This window comes from Bacillus sp. Au-Bac7 (genome assembly GCF_021341655.1).
Classification (GTDB): Bacteria; Bacillota; Bacilli; order Bacillales; family Cytobacillaceae; genus Niallia.
In genome coordinates this window covers 1,519,378-1,541,012 of sequence record NZ_JAJTTG010000001.1, presented here as the reverse complement: position 1 = coordinate 1,541,012, position 21,635 = coordinate 1,519,378, and the positions used below count along the sequence as shown (strand labels likewise).

General features: G+C 38.6%; 25 protein-coding genes. 18 read left to right on the top strand and 7 right to left on the bottom strand.

Features of this window, described 5'->3' with window-relative positions:
* Positions 1–49 precede the first annotated feature (49 nt).
* Together LXM54_RS08020 and LXM54_RS08015 are read right to left on the bottom strand one after the other, a co-directional pair.
* On the bottom strand, positions 50–409 hold the full coding sequence (locus tag LXM54_RS08020; protein ID WP_233314571.1) for a hypothetical protein: 360 nt from the start codon (positions 407–409) through the stop codon (positions 50–52).
* A gap of 94 nt (positions 410–503) precedes the next feature.
* Positions 504–1,973 (bottom strand): aminotransferase class I/II-fold pyridoxal phosphate-dependent enzyme, encoded by a 1,470-nt coding sequence (locus LXM54_RS08015; protein WP_233314568.1) that lies wholly within the window; start codon positions 1,971–1,973, stop codon positions 504–506.
* 407 nt (positions 1,974–2,380) lie between these two features.
* Here LXM54_RS08015 and LXM54_RS08010 point away from each other — a divergent pair, with 407 nt between their 5' ends.
* Positions 2,381–2,653 carry a UPF0223 family protein gene (locus LXM54_RS08010; RefSeq protein ID WP_233314565.1) on the top strand — a complete coding sequence of 91 codons (273 nt, stop codon included), beginning with the start codon at positions 2,381–2,383 and terminating at the stop codon, positions 2,651–2,653.
* A gap of 40 nt (positions 2,654–2,693) precedes the next feature.
* Here LXM54_RS08010 and LXM54_RS08005 read toward each other — a convergent pair whose 3' ends face one another.
* A complete protein-coding gene (locus LXM54_RS08005; RefSeq protein WP_233314564.1) occupies positions 2,694–3,308 on the bottom strand; it encodes a YktB family protein in 615 nt (204 codons plus the stop codon).
* Positions 3,309–3,621: 313 nt separating this feature from the next.
* Between LXM54_RS08005 and LXM54_RS08000 the strand changes: the two genes are divergently transcribed.
* The 3 genes from LXM54_RS08000 to typA all read left to right on the top strand — a co-directional run bounded on the left by LXM54_RS08000 (position 3,622) and on the right by typA (position 6,826).
* Entirely contained in the window at positions 3,622–3,816 is a 195-nt protein-coding gene (locus LXM54_RS08000; RefSeq protein WP_233314562.1) for a hypothetical protein, read from the top strand.
* Between the two features lie 185 nt (positions 3,817–4,001).
* A complete protein-coding gene (locus tag LXM54_RS07995) occupies positions 4,002–4,802 on the top strand; it encodes an inositol monophosphatase family protein (RefSeq protein WP_233314560.1) in 801 nt (266 codons plus the stop codon).
* A 188-nt stretch (positions 4,803–4,990) separates the two neighbouring features.
* The gene (gene typA, locus LXM54_RS07990) at positions 4,991–6,826 is read left to right on the top strand and encodes a translational GTPase TypA (protein WP_233314557.1); all 1,836 of its coding nucleotides are present in this window, start codon (positions 4,991–4,993) and stop codon (positions 6,824–6,826) included.
* A 615-nt stretch (positions 6,827–7,441) separates the two neighbouring features.
* On the opposite strand, the gene LXM54_RS07985 is transcribed toward typA, so the two are convergent.
* Together LXM54_RS07985 and LXM54_RS07980 are read right to left on the bottom strand one after the other, a co-directional pair.
* Complete coding sequence (locus LXM54_RS07985; RefSeq protein WP_233314545.1) at positions 7,442–7,642, bottom strand: YlaI family protein; 201 nt, start codon at positions 7,640–7,642, stop codon at positions 7,442–7,444.
* 79 nt (positions 7,643–7,721) lie between these two features.
* Positions 7,722–8,312, bottom strand: coding sequence for a YhcN/YlaJ family sporulation lipoprotein (locus LXM54_RS07980; protein ID WP_233314542.1), 591 nt, complete (start codon positions 8,310–8,312; stop codon positions 7,722–7,724).
* 170 nt (positions 8,313–8,482) lie between these two features.
* Here LXM54_RS07980 and LXM54_RS07975 point away from each other — a divergent pair, with 170 nt between their 5' ends.
* Positions 8,483–9,823: a PhoH family protein gene (locus LXM54_RS07975; protein ID WP_233314536.1), complete on the top strand. Its 1,341-nt coding sequence runs from the start codon at positions 8,483–8,485 to the stop codon at positions 9,821–9,823.
* A gap of 200 nt (positions 9,824–10,023) precedes the next feature.
* On the opposite strand, the gene LXM54_RS07970 is transcribed toward LXM54_RS07975, so the two are convergent.
* On the bottom strand, positions 10,024–10,515 hold the full coding sequence (locus LXM54_RS07970; RefSeq protein ID WP_233314535.1) for a peptidyl-prolyl cis-trans isomerase: 492 nt from the start codon (positions 10,513–10,515) through the stop codon (positions 10,024–10,026).
* A gap of 215 nt (positions 10,516–10,730) precedes the next feature.
* Here LXM54_RS07970 and LXM54_RS07965 point away from each other — a divergent pair, with 215 nt between their 5' ends.
* From LXM54_RS07965 to coaD, 12 genes are all read left to right on the top strand, one after another.
* Complete coding sequence (locus tag LXM54_RS07965) at positions 10,731–11,012, top strand: YlaN family protein (RefSeq protein ID WP_233314534.1); 282 nt, start codon at positions 10,731–10,733, stop codon at positions 11,010–11,012.
* Positions 11,013–11,201: 189 nt separating this feature from the next.
* Positions 11,202–12,425, top strand: coding sequence for an FtsW/RodA/SpoVE family cell cycle protein (locus LXM54_RS07960; RefSeq protein ID WP_233314532.1), 1,224 nt, complete (start codon positions 11,202–11,204; stop codon positions 12,423–12,425).
* 391 nt (positions 12,426–12,816) lie between these two features.
* Positions 12,817–13,743, top strand: a complete 927-nt coding sequence (cyoE, locus tag LXM54_RS07955) for a heme o synthase (RefSeq protein WP_233314531.1) — start codon at positions 12,817–12,819, stop codon at positions 13,741–13,743.
* 309 nt (positions 13,744–14,052) lie between these two features.
* Positions 14,053–14,520 carry a DUF420 domain-containing protein gene (locus tag LXM54_RS07950; protein ID WP_233314530.1) on the top strand — a complete coding sequence of 156 codons (468 nt, stop codon included), beginning with the start codon at positions 14,053–14,055 and terminating at the stop codon, positions 14,518–14,520.
* Between the two features lie 106 nt (positions 14,521–14,626).
* Positions 14,627–15,685, top strand: coding sequence for a CAP domain-containing protein (locus LXM54_RS07945; RefSeq protein ID WP_396953775.1), 1,059 nt, complete (start codon positions 14,627–14,629; stop codon positions 15,683–15,685).
* A 151-nt stretch (positions 15,686–15,836) separates the two neighbouring features.
* Positions 15,837–16,259, top strand: coding sequence for a YlbD family protein (locus tag LXM54_RS07940; RefSeq protein WP_233314528.1), 423 nt, complete (start codon positions 15,837–15,839; stop codon positions 16,257–16,259).
* Between the two features lie 12 nt (positions 16,260–16,271).
* Entirely contained in the window at positions 16,272–16,511 is a 240-nt protein-coding gene (locus tag LXM54_RS07935; protein ID WP_233314527.1) for a YlbE-like family protein, read from the top strand.
* An 88-nt stretch (positions 16,512–16,599) separates the two neighbouring features.
* A complete protein-coding gene (locus LXM54_RS07930) occupies positions 16,600–17,013 on the top strand; it encodes a hypothetical protein (protein WP_233314526.1) in 414 nt (137 codons plus the stop codon).
* Positions 17,014–17,111: 98 nt separating this feature from the next.
* A complete protein-coding gene (locus tag LXM54_RS07925; protein ID WP_233314524.1) occupies positions 17,112–17,558 on the top strand; it encodes a YlbF family regulator in 447 nt (148 codons plus the stop codon).
* A gap of 139 nt (positions 17,559–17,697) precedes the next feature.
* Positions 17,698–17,973, top strand: a complete 276-nt coding sequence (locus tag LXM54_RS07920) for a YlbG family protein (RefSeq protein ID WP_233314523.1) — start codon at positions 17,698–17,700, stop codon at positions 17,971–17,973.
* 386 nt (positions 17,974–18,359) lie between these two features.
* Positions 18,360–18,932, top strand: a complete 573-nt coding sequence (gene rsmD, locus LXM54_RS07915; protein WP_233314790.1) for a 16S rRNA (guanine(966)-N(2))-methyltransferase RsmD — start codon at positions 18,360–18,362, stop codon at positions 18,930–18,932.
* Complete coding sequence (coaD, locus tag LXM54_RS07910) at positions 18,933–19,442, top strand: pantetheine-phosphate adenylyltransferase (protein WP_233314522.1); 510 nt, start codon at positions 18,933–18,935, stop codon at positions 19,440–19,442.
* 24 nt (positions 19,443–19,466) lie between these two features.
* Here coaD and ylbJ read toward each other — a convergent pair whose 3' ends face one another.
* A complete protein-coding gene (gene ylbJ, locus LXM54_RS07905; RefSeq protein WP_233314521.1) occupies positions 19,467–20,693 on the bottom strand; it encodes a sporulation integral membrane protein YlbJ in 1,227 nt (408 codons plus the stop codon).
* Between the two features lie 140 nt (positions 20,694–20,833).
* Between ylbJ and LXM54_RS07900 the strand changes: the two genes are divergently transcribed.
* The gene (locus LXM54_RS07900) at positions 20,834–21,625 is read left to right on the top strand and encodes a patatin-like phospholipase family protein (protein WP_233314520.1); all 792 of its coding nucleotides are present in this window, start codon (positions 20,834–20,836) and stop codon (positions 21,623–21,625) included.
* Positions 21,626–21,635 lie beyond the last annotated feature (10 nt).

The following is a 21,635-nucleotide window of genomic DNA, read 5'->3' as shown; positions in this document are numbered from 1 at the left end:
AAAGCCTTCTATAATAGAAGTCTTTTTTCATATAGTAGATCTTTAAAAATTAAAGTTCATCTTTTTTATCTTTTTTTCTGCCATTTTTATTAATTGCTTTTGTGCTGAAGCTTGCAACTACTGTGTATACACTGAAAATTAATAAGAAATAACAGATGAATGTAAACACAAGTGGAAATGGTTGAAGCTTTGTTTCCGTTTCTAAAGGTGATTGGAAAGTGAATTCAGCAGGGTAGGCATTTTCCTCTTCGGGTAATTGTACCTTTTGTTCAGCAAAGGGGATAGGTCCGCCAAAAACCAATGTTTCTTTCTGTTCTAACGGTTTTTTCTCTAAGTAGTTATGAAAGATGAACGGGGAACTTAAGCTGACGATAAGACTGATAATTGCAACTATAATAACTCTCTTCAATGAATAATTCTCCTATCTTTATCTATCTTTTCCCGCAAATAAATATATACGGATGCAGGTAGTTGCATCCGTATATGATTATGCAAATTTAAATTTAGCGGATAGCTTTATGTTCTTTAATAACGCGCAGTTTTTTGAAATCATAATCCTCAGGACCTTGCACAGGTAGTCCTGCTTCCATATTCCTGCGAATGTATTCCAGATTGTCCTCTGTAATAATTTCTCCAGGAATGAAAATAGGAATTCCCGGTGGATAGACCATGATGAATTCAGCAATAACTCTTCCAACAGAGTCATTAAAATCAACAAGCTCTGTTTCCGAATAGAACGCATCACGAGGAGTGACGGCAAGCAACGGTATATTAGGAAGCATTACTTTTGCTTCTACCTTGCCTGCTTTACTATGACATTCTTTGGACAGTTCATTTAATGCATGAAGGAGCATGTCTGCTTCTTTTTTTGTATCTCCTGGTGTAATAATACAAAGGATATTATATAAATCAGACATCTCTACTTCAATATTATAATGCTTACGCAGCCATTCTTCCACATCATGGCCTGTTAAGCCTAAATCCTTCACAGAAATAACTAGTTTAGTCGGATCAAAGTCGAAGGCCATAGATGAACCAACGATATCTTCACCTAAGCAATAAAGATGTTCGATTTCATTCACTCGTCTGCGAATGTTTTGGGCAAGCTCAATCGTATTATCAAGAAGTTTTTTTCCTTCTGTTGCTAAACGTTTTCTTGCTACATCTAATGATGCGAGCAATAAGTATGATGTGCTCGTTGTAGTCAGCATGCTCATAATCGCTTGGACGCGTTTATAATTAACAAGATTGCCCCTCATATTCAAAATGGAGCTTTGCGTCATCGAACCACCTAGCTTATGAACGCTGGTTGCTGCAATATCTGCGCCTGCCTGCATTGCTGACATTGGCAGCTCGTCATGGAAGTGTATATGCACACCATGAGCCTCATCGACGAGGACTGGTATATTATAAGAATGGGCTAAATCCACAATTTTTTTTAAGTCTGCAGCTATGCCAAAGTAAGTAGGATTTATTACTAATAAACCTTTTGCATCTGGATGTAAATCTAGGGCATGCTGAACAGCTTCCACTGTTATACCATGCGAAATGCCAAGCTCTTTATCCACTTCTGGGTGGATGAATATTGGAATAGCACCAGCAAAAACAATGGCAGACATAATAGATTTATGAACATTTCTTGGTACGATTATCTTATCTCCTGGACCACAAACGCTCATAATCATGGTCATAATGGCGCCGCTGGTTCCTTGTACCGAGAAAAAGGTATAATCAGCACCAAATGCTTCCGCTGCCAATTTTTGCGCTTGTTTAATAATTCCTTTCGGTTGATGAAGATCATCAAGTGGACCAATGTTTATTAAATCGATGGAGAGGGCATTTTCTCCAATAAACTCTCTAAACTCTGGGTCCATTCCATTTCCCTTCTTATGTCCAGGAATATGAAATTGAACAGGATTTTTTTTTGCATGTTCCAATAAACCGTGGTATAACGGTGTTTCGTATTGTGACAATTTATTACCACACCTCTTTAAGTTAGTATTTTGTTTGCCGTTTTCATAACGGATTTTGATCCTCCTAAAAATAGAAGTTTTCCACTGTTTGTAAAAACAAATGGATATTGGGTTTTACCCTTAAAAACTTATTAAATTCATAAAACAAAAGAATTATAGCACTTTTTATTTTTTTTGCATACAATTAGTTTTTACTATAAAGGAAAGAATTATTGTAACGAATTTATAAAATATATATTTGCCTTGTAATAACAGCCTAATTTCCGCAGTGAATTAAAGCTGGAAAGCATGTAGAAGTGTTTTAAACTGCGGCAGAATGCGTATAGTAGGAAGGTGTTTTACAATTTGTTTTTATTCCACTAAAATAAAGAGAACTAAAAATTTTAAAAAACAAAAGAGGTACTTATATGGAATATCAATACCCGATAGATATTGATTGGTCAACAGAGGAAATAGTTGAGGTAGTAAAGTTTTTTGAATGCATCGAAGCAGCATATGAGAAGGGGATTGAAAAGGAAGCACTTATGGAACAGTATAAGTTGTTCAAAAAAATTGTCCCTGGTAAAGCACAAGAAAAAAATGTATGTGATGAATTTGAAGAAGTCAGCGGCTATTCTACGTATCGCACTATAAAGAAGGCGAAGGAAGCGGAAGCTGGAACTAAAATAAAAATGCCTTAATAGAAAAGAGGAAGAAAACATATTGTTTTCTTCCTCTTTTTTAGATGGATAGTTTATAAAATGGCAGCAACGTTTCATATGTGTTGTCCACTAATTCAGCAAACTTTGCTCCGTCTTGTAAGATTGGATCATTTGCATCGAAATGTCTGCCAACAAGGAATTCGGCTTTTTTGACATCTCTGAATCTTTCCAATGCCTTTTGTAAGTCAATTTCAGCTATTGGGAAAGACTCCTTTTTCATATGATCCATTGATACTACAAAATCTCCTGGGATTTCTGTAGAGAATCGCTCCATATTCTCTAAAAATACATTTGCGATGCTGCTTTTGTTTGGCAGCTCGTAAATATAGGCAAGCCATATAAATACATGATCATCAAATAATCCAAGCTGGAAATGCGGATGCTGCTTATAGCCTCGTTTGTTCCCTGCAATTGCCATCCATGTATCCTTCGGAGGATTTACGGTGCGGCGTGCATGCTTCGCAATATGCAAATGCATTTCGATTCCTAGCTTGCTTGAAAGGCTGTCAGTCAGCTCTTGACCAATCTCCTTAAATTTCGGCTGTATGCGAGTTTGGATTGCTTCCATTCTTTCCTCTAAACCATCTATTGTAAATGTTTCGAAATCGTTTTTGTTAAAACCAGCAAATTTCATAATTTCTAGAAACTCCTTTACTCGTTTATATCTTAGCTTTTTGGGTAAACAGATTGTAAGAAGGAAAGCAAGTTAGTTAGAGAGCGTGTGATCATTTCTCTAAAACTTTTCTTAAATTAACTATCTGCTTACAGTAATTCCTAATTCTGTACCGCTATTCTGTATTTTAGCATACATATTGCTGACAAGAGAAATGATTAGGACTAAAGGTTAGGTAATAGCACATATTTGTACCACTGATAAGGAAAGCGACATATTATATAAGAAATAAAAGAAGCAATCCACTAAAGTCTATGGAAGGGGTGTACTGTCCGTGAAACAATTAATGAATTCATCAAAAAGAAATAGACTAGAAAATGAGAAGAAAGCTGTTTTGCGATTAGAAATGGATTATGAGCTTGCTACATTATTTGATGCAATTAAGGAAAACAATGAAATGCAGAAAAAAGCTAGCAAACAGAAGCTTGAAAAGATTCGACAGGAACTTCTGAGACTTAAGGCATTATAGGTAGCGGTTTAAAAATCATAAATAAAACCCTTCTCCCGGTTTTATTTATGATTTTTTCCGTTGTTGTCATTTTGTTGGAATTTATTTCTTCATGCATGATAAAATAACGATAAGCAAAAATATAAGAATAGCATACGGAATAGGGCAGCCTGAAAAAATTATTTCAGTACGAGAAGGATGAGAATATGACAAATTGGCAAGAGGTCGATACATATGCGAAACTTTGGATTAAAGAAGCGGGGGATAGGATAAAAAAATCCTTCACCAAAGAATTAGTAGTAGAAACAAAATCTAACAAAAATGACTTAGTTACAGAAATAGACAAAGGGACAGAGCAATTCCTAATAAGTAAAATAAAAGAGGTATACCCGGAACATCATATTCTAGGCGAAGAGGGCATGTCATCAGGAGTTAATGACCTGAAAGGGGTTGTCTGGATTATTGACCCGATTGATGGAACGATGAATTTCGTCCATATGCAACGGGACTTTGCCATATCAATCGGAATATACGAAGATGGAGTCGGCCAAATCGGACTTATTTATGATGTAGTCGCTGATGAACTTTATCATGTGAGAAAAGGGAACGGCGTATATATGAACAAAACGAAATTGAAGCCGTTAAAGCCTACTAAAGTGGAAGAAGCTATCATCGGCTTGAATGCAACATGGGTAACGGAGAATAAAAGGATTGATCCTAAATATCTTGCTCCGCTTACGAAGGATGCAAGAGGCACCCGCTCGTTTGGTTCAGCTTGTCTGGAGCTTGCCTATATCGCAGCAGGACGAATGGATGCCTATATAACGTTAAGGCTGTCTCCGTGGGATTATGCTGCAGGCAAGATAATGGTCGAGGAGCTCGGCGGTAAAGTAACCAGTCTCAAAAATGAAGAACTTGATATGCTGACGCAAAATTCATTCTTTGCCTCAAAACCAGATCTTCATGAAGAGATATTGCAAAACTATTTAAATAATGGAAAATGGTGAGACAGCAAATAATTGCTGTCTTTTTTAAATGTAAATAATGTTTCCGTTTACATTTATTTTTTTACTGTTTTTTTTGTTTTAAGAGAAAAACCCTTTAGGTTATTCTCATTTTCTATGGTATAATGACTCAGTTATAATGTGTAAACTAATGATAAACGAGATAGACATTTCAGGTAGGAGTGAAATTTTTGAAGATTAGAGAAGATATTCGTAATATCGCTATTATTGCCCACGTTGACCATGGGAAAACAACGCTAGTTGACCAGCTGTTAAAACAATCTGGTACATTCCGTACGAATGAACATGTAGATGAGCGTGCAATGGATTCAAATGATTTAGAAAGAGAACGCGGTATTACAATCCTTGCAAAAAATACTGCAATTCAATATAAAGATACAAGAATCAACATCTTGGATACTCCAGGACATGCTGACTTCGGTGGAGAAGTAGAACGTATCATGAAAATGGTTGATGGTGTGCTTCTTGTTGTCGATGCATATGAAGGCTGTATGCCACAAACACGTTTCGTTCTTAAAAAGGCGCTTGAGCAAAACTTAACGCCAATCGTCGTAGTTAACAAAATTGACCGTGATTTCGCACGTCCAACAGAAGTTATCGACGAAGTACTTGATTTGTTCATTGAACTTGATGCATCTGAAGAGCAGCTTGAATTCCCAGTTATATATGCTTCTGCAATTAACGGAACTGCAAGCACAAACCCAGAGCAGCAAGATGAAAACATGCAATCATTATATGATGCAGTTGTTGAGCATATTCCAGCTCCAGTTGATAATAGAGATGAGCCGCTTCAATTCCAAGTATCTCTTCTTGACTACAATGACTATGTAGGACGTATCGGAATTGGCCGCGTATTCCGCGGAACAATGAAAGTAGGTCAGCAAGTTGCTTTAATGAAGCTTGATGGAACGGTAAAACAATTCCGTGTAACAAAAATCTTTGGTTTCTTCGGTCTGAAAAGACAAGAGGTAGAAGAAGCTTATGCTGGAGACTTGATTGCAGTTTCTGGAATGGAAGACATCAACGTAGGAGAAACAGTATGTCCTGTTGAGCATCAAGAAGCATTGCCTGTATTGCGCATTGATGAGCCGACATTGCAAATGACATTCCTAGTGAATAACAGCCCATTTGCAGGTAGAGAAGGTAAATACCTGACTTCAAGAAAAATTGAAGAAAGACTTCGTGCACAATTAGAAACAGATGTAAGCTTGCGTGTAGAAAACACAGATTCTCCTGATGCATGGACAGTATCTGGACGCGGTGAATTGCATTTGTCTATCTTGATTGAGAACATGCGCCGTGAAGGTTATGAACTACAAGTTTCTAAGCCAGAAGTTATCGTTCGTACTATCGATGGAGTTCGTTGTGAGCCAATCGAGCGCGTACAAATCGATGTGCCAGAAGAGCATACTGGAAGCGTTATGGAGTCTATCGGTGCCCGCAAAGGTGAAATGCTAGATATGATCAACAATGGTAACGGCCAAGTTCGTTTGATCTTCAATGTACCTGCACGCGGACTAATCGGATATACTACTGAGTTCTTAACACTAACTCGCGGTTACGGAATCATCAACCACACATTTGACAGCTACCAGCCAATGGCTTCAGGTCAAGTAGGCGGAAGACGTCAAGGTGTGCTTGTCAGCATGGAATCTGGTAAAGCATCTACTTACGGTATCATGCAAGTAGAAGACCGCGGTATCATTTTCGTAGAAGCTGGTACAGAAATCTATGAAGGAATGATCGTCGGAGAACACACTCGTGAAAATGACATCACTGTTAATATCACGAAAGTAAAACAAGCGACAAACATCCGCTCAGCAAACAAAGACCAAACAGCTACAATGAAAAAACCAAGAATCATGACTTTGGAAGAATCTTTAGAATACTTGAATGACGATGAGTATTGTGAAGTAACGCCTGAATCTATCCGTCTTCGTAAGAAGATCCTTGATAAATCAGAGCGTGAACGTGTAGCGAAAAAGAAAAAGCTTGCTGATCAATAATAATTAAAAAGGCTGTTCCTTTAGGGAACAGCTTTTTTTGTGTTTGATTTTTGAGTTCTGTTGAGATAGGTACTAGCGCTTTTATAGGGGCGTGTGATTGTTTGGGGAGGAGGTCATAGGTAAATAAAGCCAAGGAGGTGAAAACCGCACCTCCTTGGCTTATTCGTCTTATGCTAGTCGCCGATAAGCAGGCACTCTCCGCTTTTCGTAATGTCTAGCTCCAGGCGGCAGCTGCTCGATGAACTTCCCTCTCCTCCCTACGATAAGTCAACATCGCTTCACTATCGTTCAGCGTGTTTCCTTTATCTCAGTCGAAGAGCTCCAGTTCATCAGCAGCTAAACGCCGCCTTCCGCTTTTCGGTTGTCCAACTCCGAGCGCCATCGGCTCGAGGTCATAAGCCAAATAAGCCAATGAGGTTGAAAACCGCACCTCCTTGGCTTATTCGTCTTATGCTAGTCGCCGATAAGCAGGCGCTCTCCGCTTTTCAGGTGTCTAGCTCCGAGCGCCATCGGCTCGAGTCATAAGCCAAGCTGTCCAATGAGGGGAAAAGCACCCCTCACTGGCCACCTTGTCTTATGCTAGTCGCCGATAAGCAGGCGCTCTCCGCTTTTCTTTTACCATTCTTCTTCTTTTATTTTGCTTCTGTAGAGTACGAATTTTCCGGAGTCGATTCGTTTTTGTGTGTTTTCGGTTATTCTTGTTTCGCATTCTTTGCACATATATGTGTGAATGGGTCTGTTTCTTAGTCTTTTTGCTTGAAAGGAGTTTTCTTCAATATCTTCGATTTTGTCGCATATTACACATTTCACTCTCAATACGTGCACCTCTAATCAATCTTTGTTATTTATTTGATTATAGGTTTATTATAATAAAAAATGCTGTGGAAATCGAATGTTAGTCTTTCAAGTGATTGTTTGATTGTTCGTCTTGGTCTTTTTTGAGCTGATTCTTTTCGTTTTCGTTCAGTTTATTGTCAGGTGTTTTCAGATTGCTGCCTGGGTCGTTATTCAGGATATCTGCTGGTAATTCTGGGATAATTCTGCCGGTAATGTCGGCGAGTTCATTGAATATGCCTTGTACTGGTTCACCGTCCTGGATGTCTTCGGCAATTTCTGCTAGGCGCGCATTGATATCAGGATCTGCAACAATCATCGCATTTGCGCCATTTGGGTCGTTTTTAAGGCTTTCTGCTACAGCATACTTAATGGAGCCAACCTCTGATCGGTCTAAGTTAGAATTTATATCAATTCCGACAATAGCATATCTTCCTATTACTACGGCTGTGGCATCATTCACATTAGGAATGCTTGTTGCTAAATTTACAAGACGCTCGGAAATTTCTTGGCCGGATTTTCGATTTACATCATCTATCGTTGAGTTTTTAACGTCCGCTAGATCGTTGTCTGTTTGTGCATCACGATTACCGTTAGCGGCACAGCCAGCAAGCAATAGTACAAGACAAGTACATAAAATGCTTTTTTTCATGCAGGATTTCCTCCTTTTATGATGATTCCTCTAAAATTTTTTTACACTTCTAATGTTTATTGTGCAAAATATCTTCTATCTTTATTCGATAAAACATATATTTTATCAAGGTTCTTTCCGATATCGGAGAGTAGGGCAACTCATGACGTTTTAGAGCAGGAGGCATCAGTTTGAGTAAAATTTATGTTTTAGATACAAATGTCTTGTTACAGGATCCTTATTCCATTTTTTCTTTTGAAGAAAATGATGTAGTCATTCCAGCAGTAGTTTTAGAAGAGGTAGACAGCAAAAAAAGGTATATGGATGAAATAGGGAGGAATGCAAGACAAATATCCAGACTAATTGACAATCTAAGAGAATCAGGAAAGCTGCATGAAAGAATACCACTCGAAAATGGCGGCACATTACGAATCGAATTGAACCATCGCTCTTTTCACCAGCTGCAGGAAATTTTTGTGGAGAAAACAAACGATAACCGCATTCTGGCAGTTGCAAAAAACTTGTCTTTAGAGGAAGAGAAAAAAGAGGATGGACGAACTGTCATACTGGTTAGTAAGGATACGCTCGTCCGAGTGAAGGCAGATGCAATCGGCCTTGAATCAGAGGATTTTCTGAGCGACCGGGTGGTGGAAAACGATCATCTTTATACTGGTTTTACGGATGTACAAGTAACCTTAGATATATTAAATAAGTTTTATGAAAAAGGGCAGCTGCTTATTTCTGAATTGGGAGCTGGCTATAATACAGGAGCTTTTTATCCAAATCAATTTATCCTCCTGAAGGATGTACTTGGTTCGTCCTCATCAGCGTTAGCAGTGGTGGATGCAACTCGTAAGTATGTGAAGAAGCTCATTTTTGATCATGAACATATATGGGGAATTCGTCCGAGAAATGTTCAGCAGACGATGGCGATTGAACTGCTGCTGAAAAGAGACTTGCCGCTTGTCACATTGATTGGCAAGGCTGGAACAGGTAAAACTTTGCTTGCATTAGCATCAGGTCTGATGCAGACAGAGGATTATGGAGATTATAAAAAACTGCTTGTTGCAAGACCGATTGTACCAATGGGGAAGGACTTAGGTTTTCTTCCTGGAGAAAAGGAAGAGAAGCTGAGACCTTGGATGCAGCCTATCTTTGATAATCTGGAGTATCTTTTCAATACAAAAAAACCAGGAGAGCTGGAAGCAATACTAGCTGGAATGGGGTCTATTGAAGTAGAGGCGTTAACCTATATAAGGGGAAGAAGCATACCAGATCAGTTCATCATCATTGATGAAGCGCAAAACTTAACAAAGCATGAAGTGAAAACGATTCTGACACGAGTGGGAGAAGGCAGTAAAATAGTACTCATGGGAGATCCGGAGCAAATTGACCATCCGTATCTTGATGCTTTCAATAATGGTTTGACATATGTAGTCGAAAGGTTTAAAGACCAGCAGATTGCAGGGCATGTCAAGCTTGTCAAAGGAGAGCGGTCTGGTTTAGCCCAATTGGCTGCAGACCTGCTGTAATAAAGTATGTGCATCTATTTCAGGCTGTTGTGACAGTATATCCTTCTGAAAGTGTGTCTGATAAAAACGCATATCGATTGACAGCTTGAGATCACATTTAGAAAGATAAGAGGTTTCAAAACAGCCTGGCATAGTTGGATTTAAAGTACTTTAGTTAGTAACCATAAAAAGGGCAAGCTGATATAACTAAAAAGCAATGTTTAAGTAAGTTCAAATCCTGTGATGGACGTTAACGGCGTTTGGTCTATTCCTTTGTTTTTAAAAAATAAATGAATAGGTCCGCTGTCCGTTAGCGGCTTTCCGTTTTTGCAGAAAAGCAGCACCATCTCATCTACAACGCTTAGTGGGTAAGTAAGCTCCTTTTCTGCAGATTGGATCACAATTTGCTCTGCTTCTTTTAATGGCTCGGCATTTTTTATAAAAGGCGCAAGCGGCATGTAAAATGTACCTGTTATTATCTCTTGTTTTTTAAATTTTTTTCCTGCAGCTTTTTCAGGCAAATGTGCACCTTCAAGCAATTCCCGGTCCCAGTGCTTCGAAACCTCTTTCGTATATGCTTCCAAATCAGACTCAGATTGCGTCAAAGCAAATATTTCCTCACTTGTTTTTTTTCGGTCATCAAAAATCCAAACACTTGGATCGATAGTAATTGGAAATGCGACTAATCCCTTTACTTGCATGATTTGGTTCATATTTTTATCTCTCCTGTCTGTATGACTGCAATTAGTATGTATGTTTTTAGTATATCTTGTCTATGTTTCTTTGTCAGTTTTTAACTTTCGGCAGATAAGGAGAATTCTAGATTAGCTTTCCTGTAAATAACTTTCTTGTGATAGTTCTTGCAATTTTCCTATGTTGAGTTTAAACTTTATAGATAGGATAATCGCTCGGAAACGGGGGGATAGGGTTGACTTCTGATATGATCATAAACCATAAAGAGAAAGCAAATGCACTGTTAAAAGCAGATGCTGACAAAATACTAAAGCTTATAAAAGTTCAAATGGATAACTTAACAATGCCGCAATGTCCTTTATATGAAGAAGTTCTGGATACACAAATGTTTGGATTATCCAAGGAGATAGATTTTGCTATTCGGTTAGGGTTAGTGGAAGAAAGCGTCGGCAAGAAGATACTAGACGAATTAGAAAAAGAACTCTCAGTATTACATGAAGCGTCTATAAGAAAATAATAAGCGAACTCAAACAAACGAACTTATTGTTTGAGTTTTTTTATTGTTGAAATCCATGTGATATTTTTTATATCATGTTAGAATAGTAAAAGCAGCAAAAGAAAAACTTCCAAGCTAATAGGCAGGAATTGAAACAAATGGCAGCGAATGTATTGTCATTGCTTAAACTTTAGTAAGGGGTAGCAGCGGATGTTCAAAAAAATCTTAAAATCATATGATTATACACTGATTGTTGCAATGGTATTACTTTCTCTATTTGGAGTAATTATGATATACAGTGCCAGTATGGTATCATCTGTCCAATATTATGGGGAAGACAGCAGCAGTTTCTTTTATAAGAAACAGATTCTTAACTTGCTTGTGGCAGGAGTGGCCTTTATTGTTGTCGCCCTTTTTCCTTATAAGGCATTTATGAGCAATAGATTTCTCGTTCCCATGGTTTTTATATCGTTAATTGGTCTTTTCGGTGTTTTTGTTCTTGGTCATGTGGCAGGAAATGCACAAAGCTGGTATAAGCTTGGAACGGCAAGCCTGCAGCCTGCGGAATTCGTTAAGCTGTCGGTGATTGTTTATCTCTCCGCCATCTATGCGAAAAAGCAATCTTACATAAACGAATTTAACAGAGGGGTTGCACCGCCGCTCGCATACTTATTGCTTGTATGTATGCTTGTCGGCTTACAGCCTGACTTTGGAACAGCAGCGATAATCTTCATGATTGCGGCAACGATTATTATCTGTTCCGGAATGAGTTTGAAGAACTTGTCAAAGCTAGCCGGCATCGGCCTTGCTGTAGTGGCAATTGCTGTAGTAGTTCTTCAGCTTTTTGGCAAAGATGTCTTGACTGAAAAGCAGCTGAGCAGGATTTTCGTATTTATGGATTCGCCTTTTGCTGAAGACATGGTCCAATCCACCGGCTACCAAATGAGCAACTCGCTTATTGCCATAGGCGGAGGAGGCTTAAAAGGTCTTGGATTAGGACAGGGTATACAAAAGCTCGGATATTTAACAGACGGCCACACAGACTTCATTATGGCGGTAATTGCAGAAGAGCTCGGTATTTTTGGAGTAGGCTTTGTAGTCGTATGCTTAAGCTATATCGTGTTAAGAGGTATATATATTGGATTGAAATGCAAAGATCCTTTTGGCAGCCTCCTTGCAATCGGGATTTCAAGCATGATTGGCATCCAGTCTTTCATTAACATCGGCGGTGTGTCAGGAGTGATACCTCTAACAGGTGTTCCGCTCCCTTTCGTAAGCTACGGAGGGTCATCGCTTGTACAGCTCGCCATAGGCATGGGAATATTGCTGAATGTTTCGATGTTCACTAAATATGAAAAAGTGTATAAAAATCGAGAAGAGGCTGTTCCTGAGGTTCCTTTGAGAAAAAGAATCGCACAGCAGGAAAGAATCTAGCATAAAGAAGATGCCCTAGTGGATTAGGGCATCTTCTTTAATTTTCCTATGTAAGTGAAGTATATCCATTTCAGTTATTTTATTTGGCTAACGGGGCAATTAGATTTATAATAGATTGTGGGTCGAAGGAATCTATTTCGCATAGAGAGACTTTTATTTTTTTGTAAAAAAATGCGGAAAAAAAGATTGAAATATGTTTTAATTATAAAAGGGCCTTTTTTCATCGTTTAAATGTTGTTAATAATTGTGAAATTGGGCACAAACAATCATTTACCTTTATGTTTATATAAAGGAAAGATGAGTTTAAGTGGGAATGAACAGTAATTCCAATTGCACTTTTAAGCTTTTTATAAAGGATATAGATTTGGTTTAAATAAGGGAGGAAACATCTATGGCAAATTATAGAGCGTATCCTGAAGCTCAGGTTGACGGGGAAGAATCACTGCCAAAAACATCTGCGTGGAAGGATTTCTTAGCGCTGATCAAAGTAGGTATTGTAAATTCTAACCTAATTACAGTCTTTACAGGATTGTGGCTGGCGCTGCATTTTTCTGGAGAGAAATTTTTGGTGAATATCGACACAGTCTTGTATACATTAATTGGTTCAGCCTTAATTATTGCAGGATCTTGTGCACTAAACAATTATATTGACAGGGATATTGATCCGCTGATGGAAAGAACTAAGGAGAGACCGACTGTTACTGGGAAAGTCACACCAGGCAAGGTTGCAGTTCTCGGATTCGGTTTGCTTGCAATCGGAACATTCTTTATGCTTCTAACGACTATCTCTGCAACGGTGATTGCATTGGTAGGAGCTTTCAGCTATGTGGTTGTCTACACAATGTGGTCTAAGAGAAGACTTGTTTCAAACACAGTTATCGGTAGCTTTTCCGGTGCTGTTCCGCCTTTAATCGGTTGGGCGGCAATTGATCCGAATCTTGATATTATGGCATGGAGCTTGTTCTTAATTATGTTCTTCTGGCAGCCACCGCATTTCTATGCATTGGCAATTAGAAGAGTAGAGGAGTACAGAGCAGCAGGAGTGCCGATGCTTCCTGTAGTAAAAGGCTTTGAAGTAACAAAAAAACATACGTATGCATGGGTTATCGCTTTACTTCCATTGCCATTCTTATTAGTGAAACTTGGTATTCCTTTCTTAATTCTGGCAACATTGCTTAATATCGGCTGGATTATCACAGGTATTATTGCAAGCAAGAAAAAGGACGAGATTAAATGGGCGACTGCTATGTTCGTATATTCTCTTCAATATATGACCATTTTATTCGTTGCCATGGTCCTTGTCACATTCATCATCTAAGTAAGAGGATATTCTATCAATGGATAGACACGATCATTCAACATAACTCCAATACTTAAGGCAGACTTACTTAACAGTAATTCCTAAAGCAGGCACAGTATACTTGATTCTTGCTTTAGGAAGCCGTTAAGATGAAAGGGAAAGCTAGACAAACTTTGGAGAGATTGTCGAATAGAAGTGTTATCCTTTTGCTAGAATATCCTTTTTTTGTCTTGCTTGTTTCATACATATTTTTATTGTGTGCAAGGTACACTTGTTAAAAGCTTAGGGAATTCCCTTTAAAAATACTTATTTAGAGAGGGTTTGAAAATGAATTATTCACTACCGGTTTTACCTACTATTAGCACTGCATTTATTGTATTGAGTGCGATTTTTGTCGCAATTGGCTGGGGCTTAATAATCAAACGAAAATTGGAAGCACATCAAAAAGCAATGCTTATTGGCGCAATCTGTGCGGTTATTTTCTTTGTCATCTACGCTTCCAGAACTATTTTTATCGGGAATACTGCATTCGGTGGACCAGATGATATTAAAATATACTACACAATATTTCTGATTTTTCATATCACTTTAGCAACAACAGGCGCTGTGTTAGGAATTACGATGCTTGTCACAGGTTATAAGAAGAAATATGAAATTCACCGTAAGATTGGCCCAACTACGAGCATTATCTGGTTCTTCACTGCCATTACCGGTGTTGCGGTTTATTTACTGCTTTATGTAATCTATCATGGCGGAGAGACTACCTCTGTTATTAAAGCTATACTAGGATTTTAATTTCTAAAAAGTTCAGTCTATCAGATTTTATTTTAATAATGCTATACTATTTAGTAAGCAGCAAACATATAATGATAGAAATGATGGTAGAGAGGGGGTTCAGCCTCTGAAGACATTACTCAGAATTGTAATTATTATTTCTATATTGCTAGCGGTCTGGTTTTACATGAGTATTACTGATACAAGTGAAAACTCTGATGCCCTTGTAGATGACGGCACGAACTCAGCGAAAGTCGATGAAGGTCTTTCAGAAGAAGCGGACGAAGACACATCGATTTCAATGCCTGAAGAGGGGCTTGGAAGCATGATCGGCAGCAGTGCAAAGGACCTTGTCAAAAAATACGGAGAACCAGCAAGAAAAGACCCATCCAATTACGAATATGAATGGTGGATATACAATCAAGATTCCTCTAAATATTTTCAGGTTGGTGTGCTCGATGATAAAGTGGTGACGATTTTTGCAATTGGACAAGATGTGAACATAGCTCCGTACAAGATTGGCGAAGAAATCGGCAATATATATGAAAAGACACCAATCGAGACAAATATCAGTTTGAATTATGAGGACTCCTCCTACCGGTTTGAGCTTTCAGAAGATGAAATTAACAACAGGCCTCTTGTGAAAATGGGCGATTATTATGTGCAGCTGTACTTTGATAAGTTTACAGGAACACTCTCAAGCGTCCGTTATATGGATGCACGAACATTGCTTCAAATCAGGCCGTATGAGCTTGTATACAGAGGAGAGCTTTTGGAAGCAGATTTGGTAGTGAAGGAAAATGAAGCTGTTGAGGATGGCAATGAACGTCAAATATTAGATATTACGAATGTTATTAGAAGCAGGTTTAATTTAGGGAAGGTTCAATGGGATGAAGACACAGCAACAGTAGCTTTAGGTCATAGTGTAGATATGTATGATACGAAGAATTTTTCCCATACATCTGATAAATATGGCGACCTGGAGGAACGGCTCAAGACAGGAGATGTTTTTTATCAGCTTGCAGGGGAAAATATAGCAGCGGGATACACAGATGCAGCTGCTGTTATGGAAGGCTGGCTGAACAGCAAGGGGCACAGGGAATGCCTCTTGAATGAAAGCTTCACCCATTTAGGTGTAGGAGTATATAATAAATACTACACGCAAAACTTTATTGAAAAATGGTAAAAGGTTAACTGCAGCACTTTTATTGCTAAGAATCCACTTAACAATAAAAGTGCTTTTTTATGCCCAATTTTCTTTTGCCAACTAGGCACCTTTTAAGGAAGTTAACATATAGTAAGGTAGGCAAATTCAGCGTAATAGAGGTGAAAAAAGCATGTCAGGTAAACAACTTCATCCTTCAGTCCAACAATTTAAAGAGTTTGTGAAAGAGAATCCCCACATTATTCAAGAGGTGAGAAGTGGCGAAGCAACATGGCAGCAGTTATTTGAAGATTGGTACTTGCTGGGAGAAGAAGACGCTCGCTGGAGCAGTGAGCAAAATACAGGGCAAAGTACAGAAAAAACCGAAGAGACAGGAACAAATACAAGTAAATCATTATGGATGTCTTCTATTATGGATTCCATAAAAAATATGGATCAAAATCAGCTGCAAGGCTATATCGCTAATATCAACCAAGCGCTTGGTACAATTCAAGGTGTCATTGCGCAGTTTTCTCCAAACAGCAGCCCCTCTCAAGAGGCCAGCAAAGGTAAAGTGCAACAGCCGACAGGTCCTTTTGCATTTAGAAAAGATTAAGGAGGCAAATCTTTGAGGAAAAACGTGAAAGAGTACTTAGAGGAAAACAGGGAATTGCAGCAATTTATCCGGGAACAGCCGCTTTGGTACAGACAATTAAGCAGAAATCCAGGTGAATTACAGAGTTTTGAAGTTGCTTCATTACATTATTATAAAAAGACTATTCCTCATCATGTGGAGAAGTTTTCCAATGGTGTCCAAATGGCCTCGATGATGGTCGGGATGTTCCAAGCAATGAACTCACAATCGTGATGGTAAATTTTCGGCACTCTGTGTGAGTAAAAAGGGAAGCAGCAGCGAATACTAAACGAAAAGAATTCATGTTAGGGAGCTGTTCCTTATGAAAAAAATTCTAATGTTTTGTATTCCTGCTTTATTCCTTTTGAATGGCTGCAACAATGACGTTCCAGATCCTCAAGTGAAGGAGGAAGGACAAGCAGCAATGAATTTAGGAAGTGAAACAGCATTAGCATCAGCATACGTTCAGAGTCAAGATATTACCGTGCATTACCTCATTAAGGGTAATAATGTTTATATTGATTGTAAAGCACCATCTCTTTCTTTTCGCGAAGACAGTGGCAAGGAAACAGGGAAAATTATATTAGAAATGGACGGCAAGACTGTAGGGGAATACAAAAGCGCCGCATTTGTTGTCAGGAATGTAGAAAGCGGCCAGCACCAAGCTCTTCTTAAAATTATTAATAACAAAGGGATAAATTTGTTTCAAAAAGAATTTACCGTGACAATCAACTAAGTCCTGTTAAGGCAAGTTTATGTACAGCTGTTTTCGTAACAGATTGCTTTCTTTTCTCGTATTTATCAGTTAAAATGAGAATTGGAGGTGAGCTAATCGTGCTTGCTACAACTGAAATGCTTATGTTACAAGAAGAGGCAGAGTCCATAGCGGAAATGATATTGGAATCAGATGTGGCAGAACAATATCGTATGCGCATGGCAAACCTTATAACTGATAAAGAAACACAGGGGAAAATCATTTCTTTTAATGAAATGAAAGAACTGTACGAAGAAGTGCAGCGCTTCGGCAAATATCATCCTGAGTATAAGAGAGTTATGATGGAAATCAGACAGCTCAAAAGGGATATGGATATGGACGAGAATGTTGCTGCATTTAAGATAGCAGAAAATAATCTGCAAAAATTGCTCGATGAGGTCAGTGTTATCATCGGAAGATCTGTTTCTGAATTCGTAAAGGTACCAACAGGAAACCCATTCTTCGATGAGCTTTCCGGCTGCAGCGGAGGCTGCGGAAGCGGAGGCAGCTGCAGCTGTTCGGCATAAATGATAGAAGGCGATGATGATTGCTTCATCGCCTTTTTTATGGATTAATGAAGGCGGAACCTTTCTAAAATTTACATAATTCATATGAATTTTTTTATTGCTATGCTAGAATATAAAAAAATAGAAGCGGGGGAATATCATGCTAGGGCAGAGACAAGGCATCATCGTGTACCTTTATTCGTTGAAGCAGGCGAAAATGCTGCGCAGATATGGAAATGTCCACTATATTTCCAAACGATTAAAGTATGTTGTGCTATATACTAATTTAACGGAAACAGAAGCTCTAATGGAAAAGTTAAACTCCTTTTCATTTGTGAAAAAAGTAGAGCCTTCGTATAAACCGTTTTTAAAAATGGAATTTGAAAATTCTAAACCGGACAAAGCAAAAGAATATGATTATAAGATGGGCATATAAAAAAACTAAGAATACATCTTGGTTTTTTTATTTTGAAAAAAAAAACCTGCAAGCTATTTGCTTGCAGGCTCCTTCTATATCCTCTTACAGGAAAGAAGGTAAAGGGAGAGGAGAAACCGGAGGAAGAACTTATGGGGAAACGTAAGTCTTCTCCGCGGTTGGCAACAACATCCTCGAATAGATGTTGTTAATTACAGTATTGCCAAGGAAGCGCACCTTATACATCAAAGTTTGCTTTTTTGTGAAAAATTAAAAACAGCTTGAGATTTGTGTGTGCCGATATCTGATTCTTTATAGAAGTGTAAATGAGTGTTGGAATCCCGGGAATGTTTATGATAGGATAGTCAATGATAAACTATCAACTAATAAATCAGTGGTGATGTATGATGAGAGTCGTTTCAGGAACGAATAAAGGCATTTCATTAAAGGCGGTGCCTGGCAATTCGACAAGACCGACTACGGATAAAGTGAAAGAAGCAATCTTCAATATGATTGGCCCGTATTTTGAAGGCGGAATTGGTCTCGACCTGTTTGCCGGCAGTGGTGGATTAGGGATTGAGGCGTTAAGCAGGGGGCTTGAAAAGGTCATTTTTGTTGATAAGGATGGAAAAGCTATACATACAGTTAAGACGAATATCGCTGCTTGCAAATTGGAAGCTAAAGCAGAGGTTTATCGCAATGAAGCAGACAGGGCGCTTAAAGCGCTAATAAAAAGAGATGTAGTTTTTGATTACATATTTTTAGACCCGCCTTATAAAAAACAGCAATTGGAGAAATTAGTCCTGATTATTAATGAAGAGGGCCTCCTTGCTGATGATGGTGTAATAGTTTGCGAACATGGTTCAGAAGTAGCACTCCCGGAAAAAATCGGCAGTTTTCAGCAAATTAAATATGAAAAGTATGGAATCATTGCTGTATCGATTTATTCAAAACAAACAGATATGGAGGAAAATGCATAAATGGCTAGTATTGCAGTATGTCCTGGCAGTTTTGATCCAATCACAAATGGTCATATCGACATTATTAAAAGAGGGGCAAAAGTTTTTGATCAAGTTTATGTTTGTGTTTTAAACAACTCATCGAAAAAGCCGTTTTTTTCTGTGCAGGAAAGACTTGAGTTAATAAAGGAAGTAACAAAGGACATTCCTAATGTAACTGTCTCCTCATATGAAGGTCTTCTTATTGAATATGCGAAAAGTGTCAATGCAACTGCCATCATTCGCGGCCTTCGTGCTGTTTCTGATTTTGAGTATGAGATGCAGATCACATCTATGAACAGAGTCTTATCAGATGAAATTGAAACTTTTTTTGTGATGACAAATAACCAATATTCATTTTTGAGCTCTAGTATTGTGAAAGAGGTCAGTAAATACGATGGAGATATATCTGAACTCGTACCGCCATCGGTTGAGAGTGCGTTAAAGGAAAAATTTCGTCAGTTAAAAAGTACAGATAAAAAGGGATTGTGAAGATTTTTCACAATCCCTTTTTTGTTAAACTGTCCGTTTCTTTCCTGGAAGCCGGAAGAAAAGGATGACAACATAAACGGACAAGCAAATAATGGTAAATGCCGGACCTATCTCCATCCATTTTTGCATAGCTTGGCTAATCCATCCCTGGTCTTCTAAAAACGCGGGCATCGCAAACGCTGGTTTATCATCATTAAGGAAATTCGCGCTGAAAACATCCCAGAACAAATACGTGTAAATACTTGCAAAAATAGCTTGCAGAATTCGTGCGAAGAAGAACGGCTTAAAACCAATATCTGTTTGTGCTAAGATACTTGCAACCTGTGCTTGCACACTCAATCCGCAAAAGCCAAGAATCATGCTTGTCACAATTGCTTGTTGCATTAAAGTGCTCGATTCTACTCCGCTTGTTAATTTACTTCCCAGCGTAATCTCGAAAATCCCGGCAATAAATGGGATAGACAAAGCGGTGGAGAAGGAAAAAAGCTCAAAGAATTTATCTATGAACCCAGCCAAAAGGGAAGTTACCTGCAAGTGAAACAGCAAGCGATTAATAACAGAAAAAAGAATGATGAACCCGCCTACCATTAATAGAGACTGTATGGAAGATGTTACAGCATCACCTAGCAGCTTTCCTAATGGACGCTTATCCTTCAAGCGGGTGTGATGAAGCTCCCGCAATGCACGCTTCAAAGAAGGAACTTTGCTGCTCTTTTTATCTTTCGGAATCTTTTCATCTACTCCGTAAAATCTCATACAAAGACCGACAGTAAAATTCGCTAAGTAATGGGCTCCTGCCAGCAGAAATCCAAGCTTCGGATTATGAAAGAAAGCAGCAGAAACGGCGCCGATAATGAACATCGGGTTAGAAGCATTTGAAAAGGAAACGAGCCTTTCAGCTTCAACCTTCGTAATTTGCTTTTCTTCTCTTAACCTGGCTGTTAATTTTGCTCCTGTAGGGAAGCCGGATACCATCCCCATCGCCCATACAAACCCGCCGACACCTGGAACTTTAAAAAGTGGGCGCATTACCGGTTCTAGTAAAACCCCTAAAAATCGAACAACTCCAAATCCGATTAAAACTTCAGATAAAATGAGAAAAGGAAGCAATGATGGAAAGACGATTGTCCACCATGTGTTTAGACCGTCCTTGGATGCTTCGACTGCTGTTGCAGGGAATGTAACTAGTGCAAAAGCTAAAAAAGATGCAGTGCCAGCTAGAATTATGGTTTTCACTTTCGAACGATACAAGAATATATTCCCTCCCCTTTATAAAACATCTATTTCAAACTCGTCCTTTTAGCCCTCTACCAAACAATATACTCATAAGCAGAAAAAAAAGACCATAAGATTACTATGACCAAATTAAATAATTGGAGGGTTTTCCTTTAATGAATAGACCGAAGATTGGATTAGCACTTGGTTCCGGCGGTGCCAGAGGGTTTGCGCATATCGGAGTCATCAAAATATTAAAAGAGGCCAATATTCCGATAGATTATATCGCAGGAAGCAGCATTGGAGCGATAGTTGCTTCCCTTTATGCGGCAGGCTCAGATATTGACAGACTTTATTTCATCTCTAAATTTTTTAAACGAAAATATTATCTTGATTTCACACTCCCGAGAATGGGTTTTATAGCAGGAAACAAAGTGAAAGAGCTTATTCATTTGTTTACGTATGGAAAAAATATTGAAGATTTGGATTTCCCTATTGCGATTGTCGCAACAGATTTGTCGTTGGGAGAAAAGGTTGTCTTTAAAAAGGGGCCGATTGCAGAGGCTGTCAGGGCAAGCATTTCGATTCCAGGCATTTTTGTCCCGGAAAAAATGGACGGGCGGCTTCTAGTGGACGGAGGAGTAATCGACAGGATTCCTGTTTCTGTCGTGAAAGAAATGGGAGCAGACTTAGTGATTGCCGTTGATGTAGCAAATGTAGGCAATGATGCCGAGATAAGCTCTATATACGATGTCATCATGCGCAGTATTGACATTATGCAGCGGGAGCTTGTTAATTATCGGGAAGAGGCGAGTGATTTTATGATAAGGCCCCAAGTTGAAATGTTTAACAGCAAGGCTTTTACCGATTTAGAGAAAATAATTGAAAGAGGAGAAGAGGAGGCAAGACTGCATACAGCTAACATAAAAAAAGCGATAGCAAAATGGAAAAGAGAAAAAAAGGAATGACCTGTTTTTA

Bases quoted from the DNA above. Each gene is read 5' to 3' on its own strand.
- LXM54_RS08010 (WP_233314565.1), top strand. From the start codon at position 2,381: ATGGAATATCAATACCCGATAGATATTGATTGGTCAACAGAGGAAATA.
- LXM54_RS08005 (WP_233314564.1), bottom strand. From the start codon at position 3,308: ATGAAATTTGCTGGTTTTAACAAAAACGATTTCGAAACATTTACAATA.
- LXM54_RS07995 (WP_233314560.1), top strand. From the start codon at position 4,002: ATGACAAATTGGCAAGAGGTCGATACATATGCGAAACTTTGGATTAAA.
- LXM54_RS07980 (WP_233314542.1), bottom strand. From the start codon at position 8,312: ATGAAAAAAAGCATTTTATGTACTTGTCTTGTACTATTGCTTGCTGGC.
- LXM54_RS07970 (WP_233314535.1), bottom strand. From the start codon at position 10,515: ATGAACCAAATCATGCAAGTAAAGGGATTAGTCGCATTTCCAATTACT.
- LXM54_RS07960 (WP_233314532.1), top strand. From the start codon at position 11,202: ATGTTCAAAAAAATCTTAAAATCATATGATTATACACTGATTGTTGCA.
- cyoE (WP_233314531.1), top strand. From the start codon at position 12,817: ATGGCAAATTATAGAGCGTATCCTGAAGCTCAGGTTGACGGGGAAGAA.
- LXM54_RS07950 (WP_233314530.1), top strand. From the start codon at position 14,053: ATGAATTATTCACTACCGGTTTTACCTACTATTAGCACTGCATTTATT.
- LXM54_RS07940 (WP_233314528.1), top strand. From the start codon at position 15,837: ATGTCAGGTAAACAACTTCATCCTTCAGTCCAACAATTTAAAGAGTTT.
- LXM54_RS07930 (WP_233314526.1), top strand. From the start codon at position 16,600: ATGAAAAAAATTCTAATGTTTTGTATTCCTGCTTTATTCCTTTTGAAT.
- LXM54_RS07920 (WP_233314523.1), top strand. From the start codon at position 17,698: ATGCTAGGGCAGAGACAAGGCATCATCGTGTACCTTTATTCGTTGAAG.
- rsmD (WP_233314790.1), top strand. From the start codon at position 18,360: ATGAGAGTCGTTTCAGGAACGAATAAAGGCATTTCATTAAAGGCGGTG.
- coaD (WP_233314522.1), top strand. From the start codon at position 18,933: ATGGCTAGTATTGCAGTATGTCCTGGCAGTTTTGATCCAATCACAAAT.
- LXM54_RS07900 (WP_233314520.1), top strand. From the start codon at position 20,834: ATGAATAGACCGAAGATTGGATTAGCACTTGGTTCCGGCGGTGCCAGA.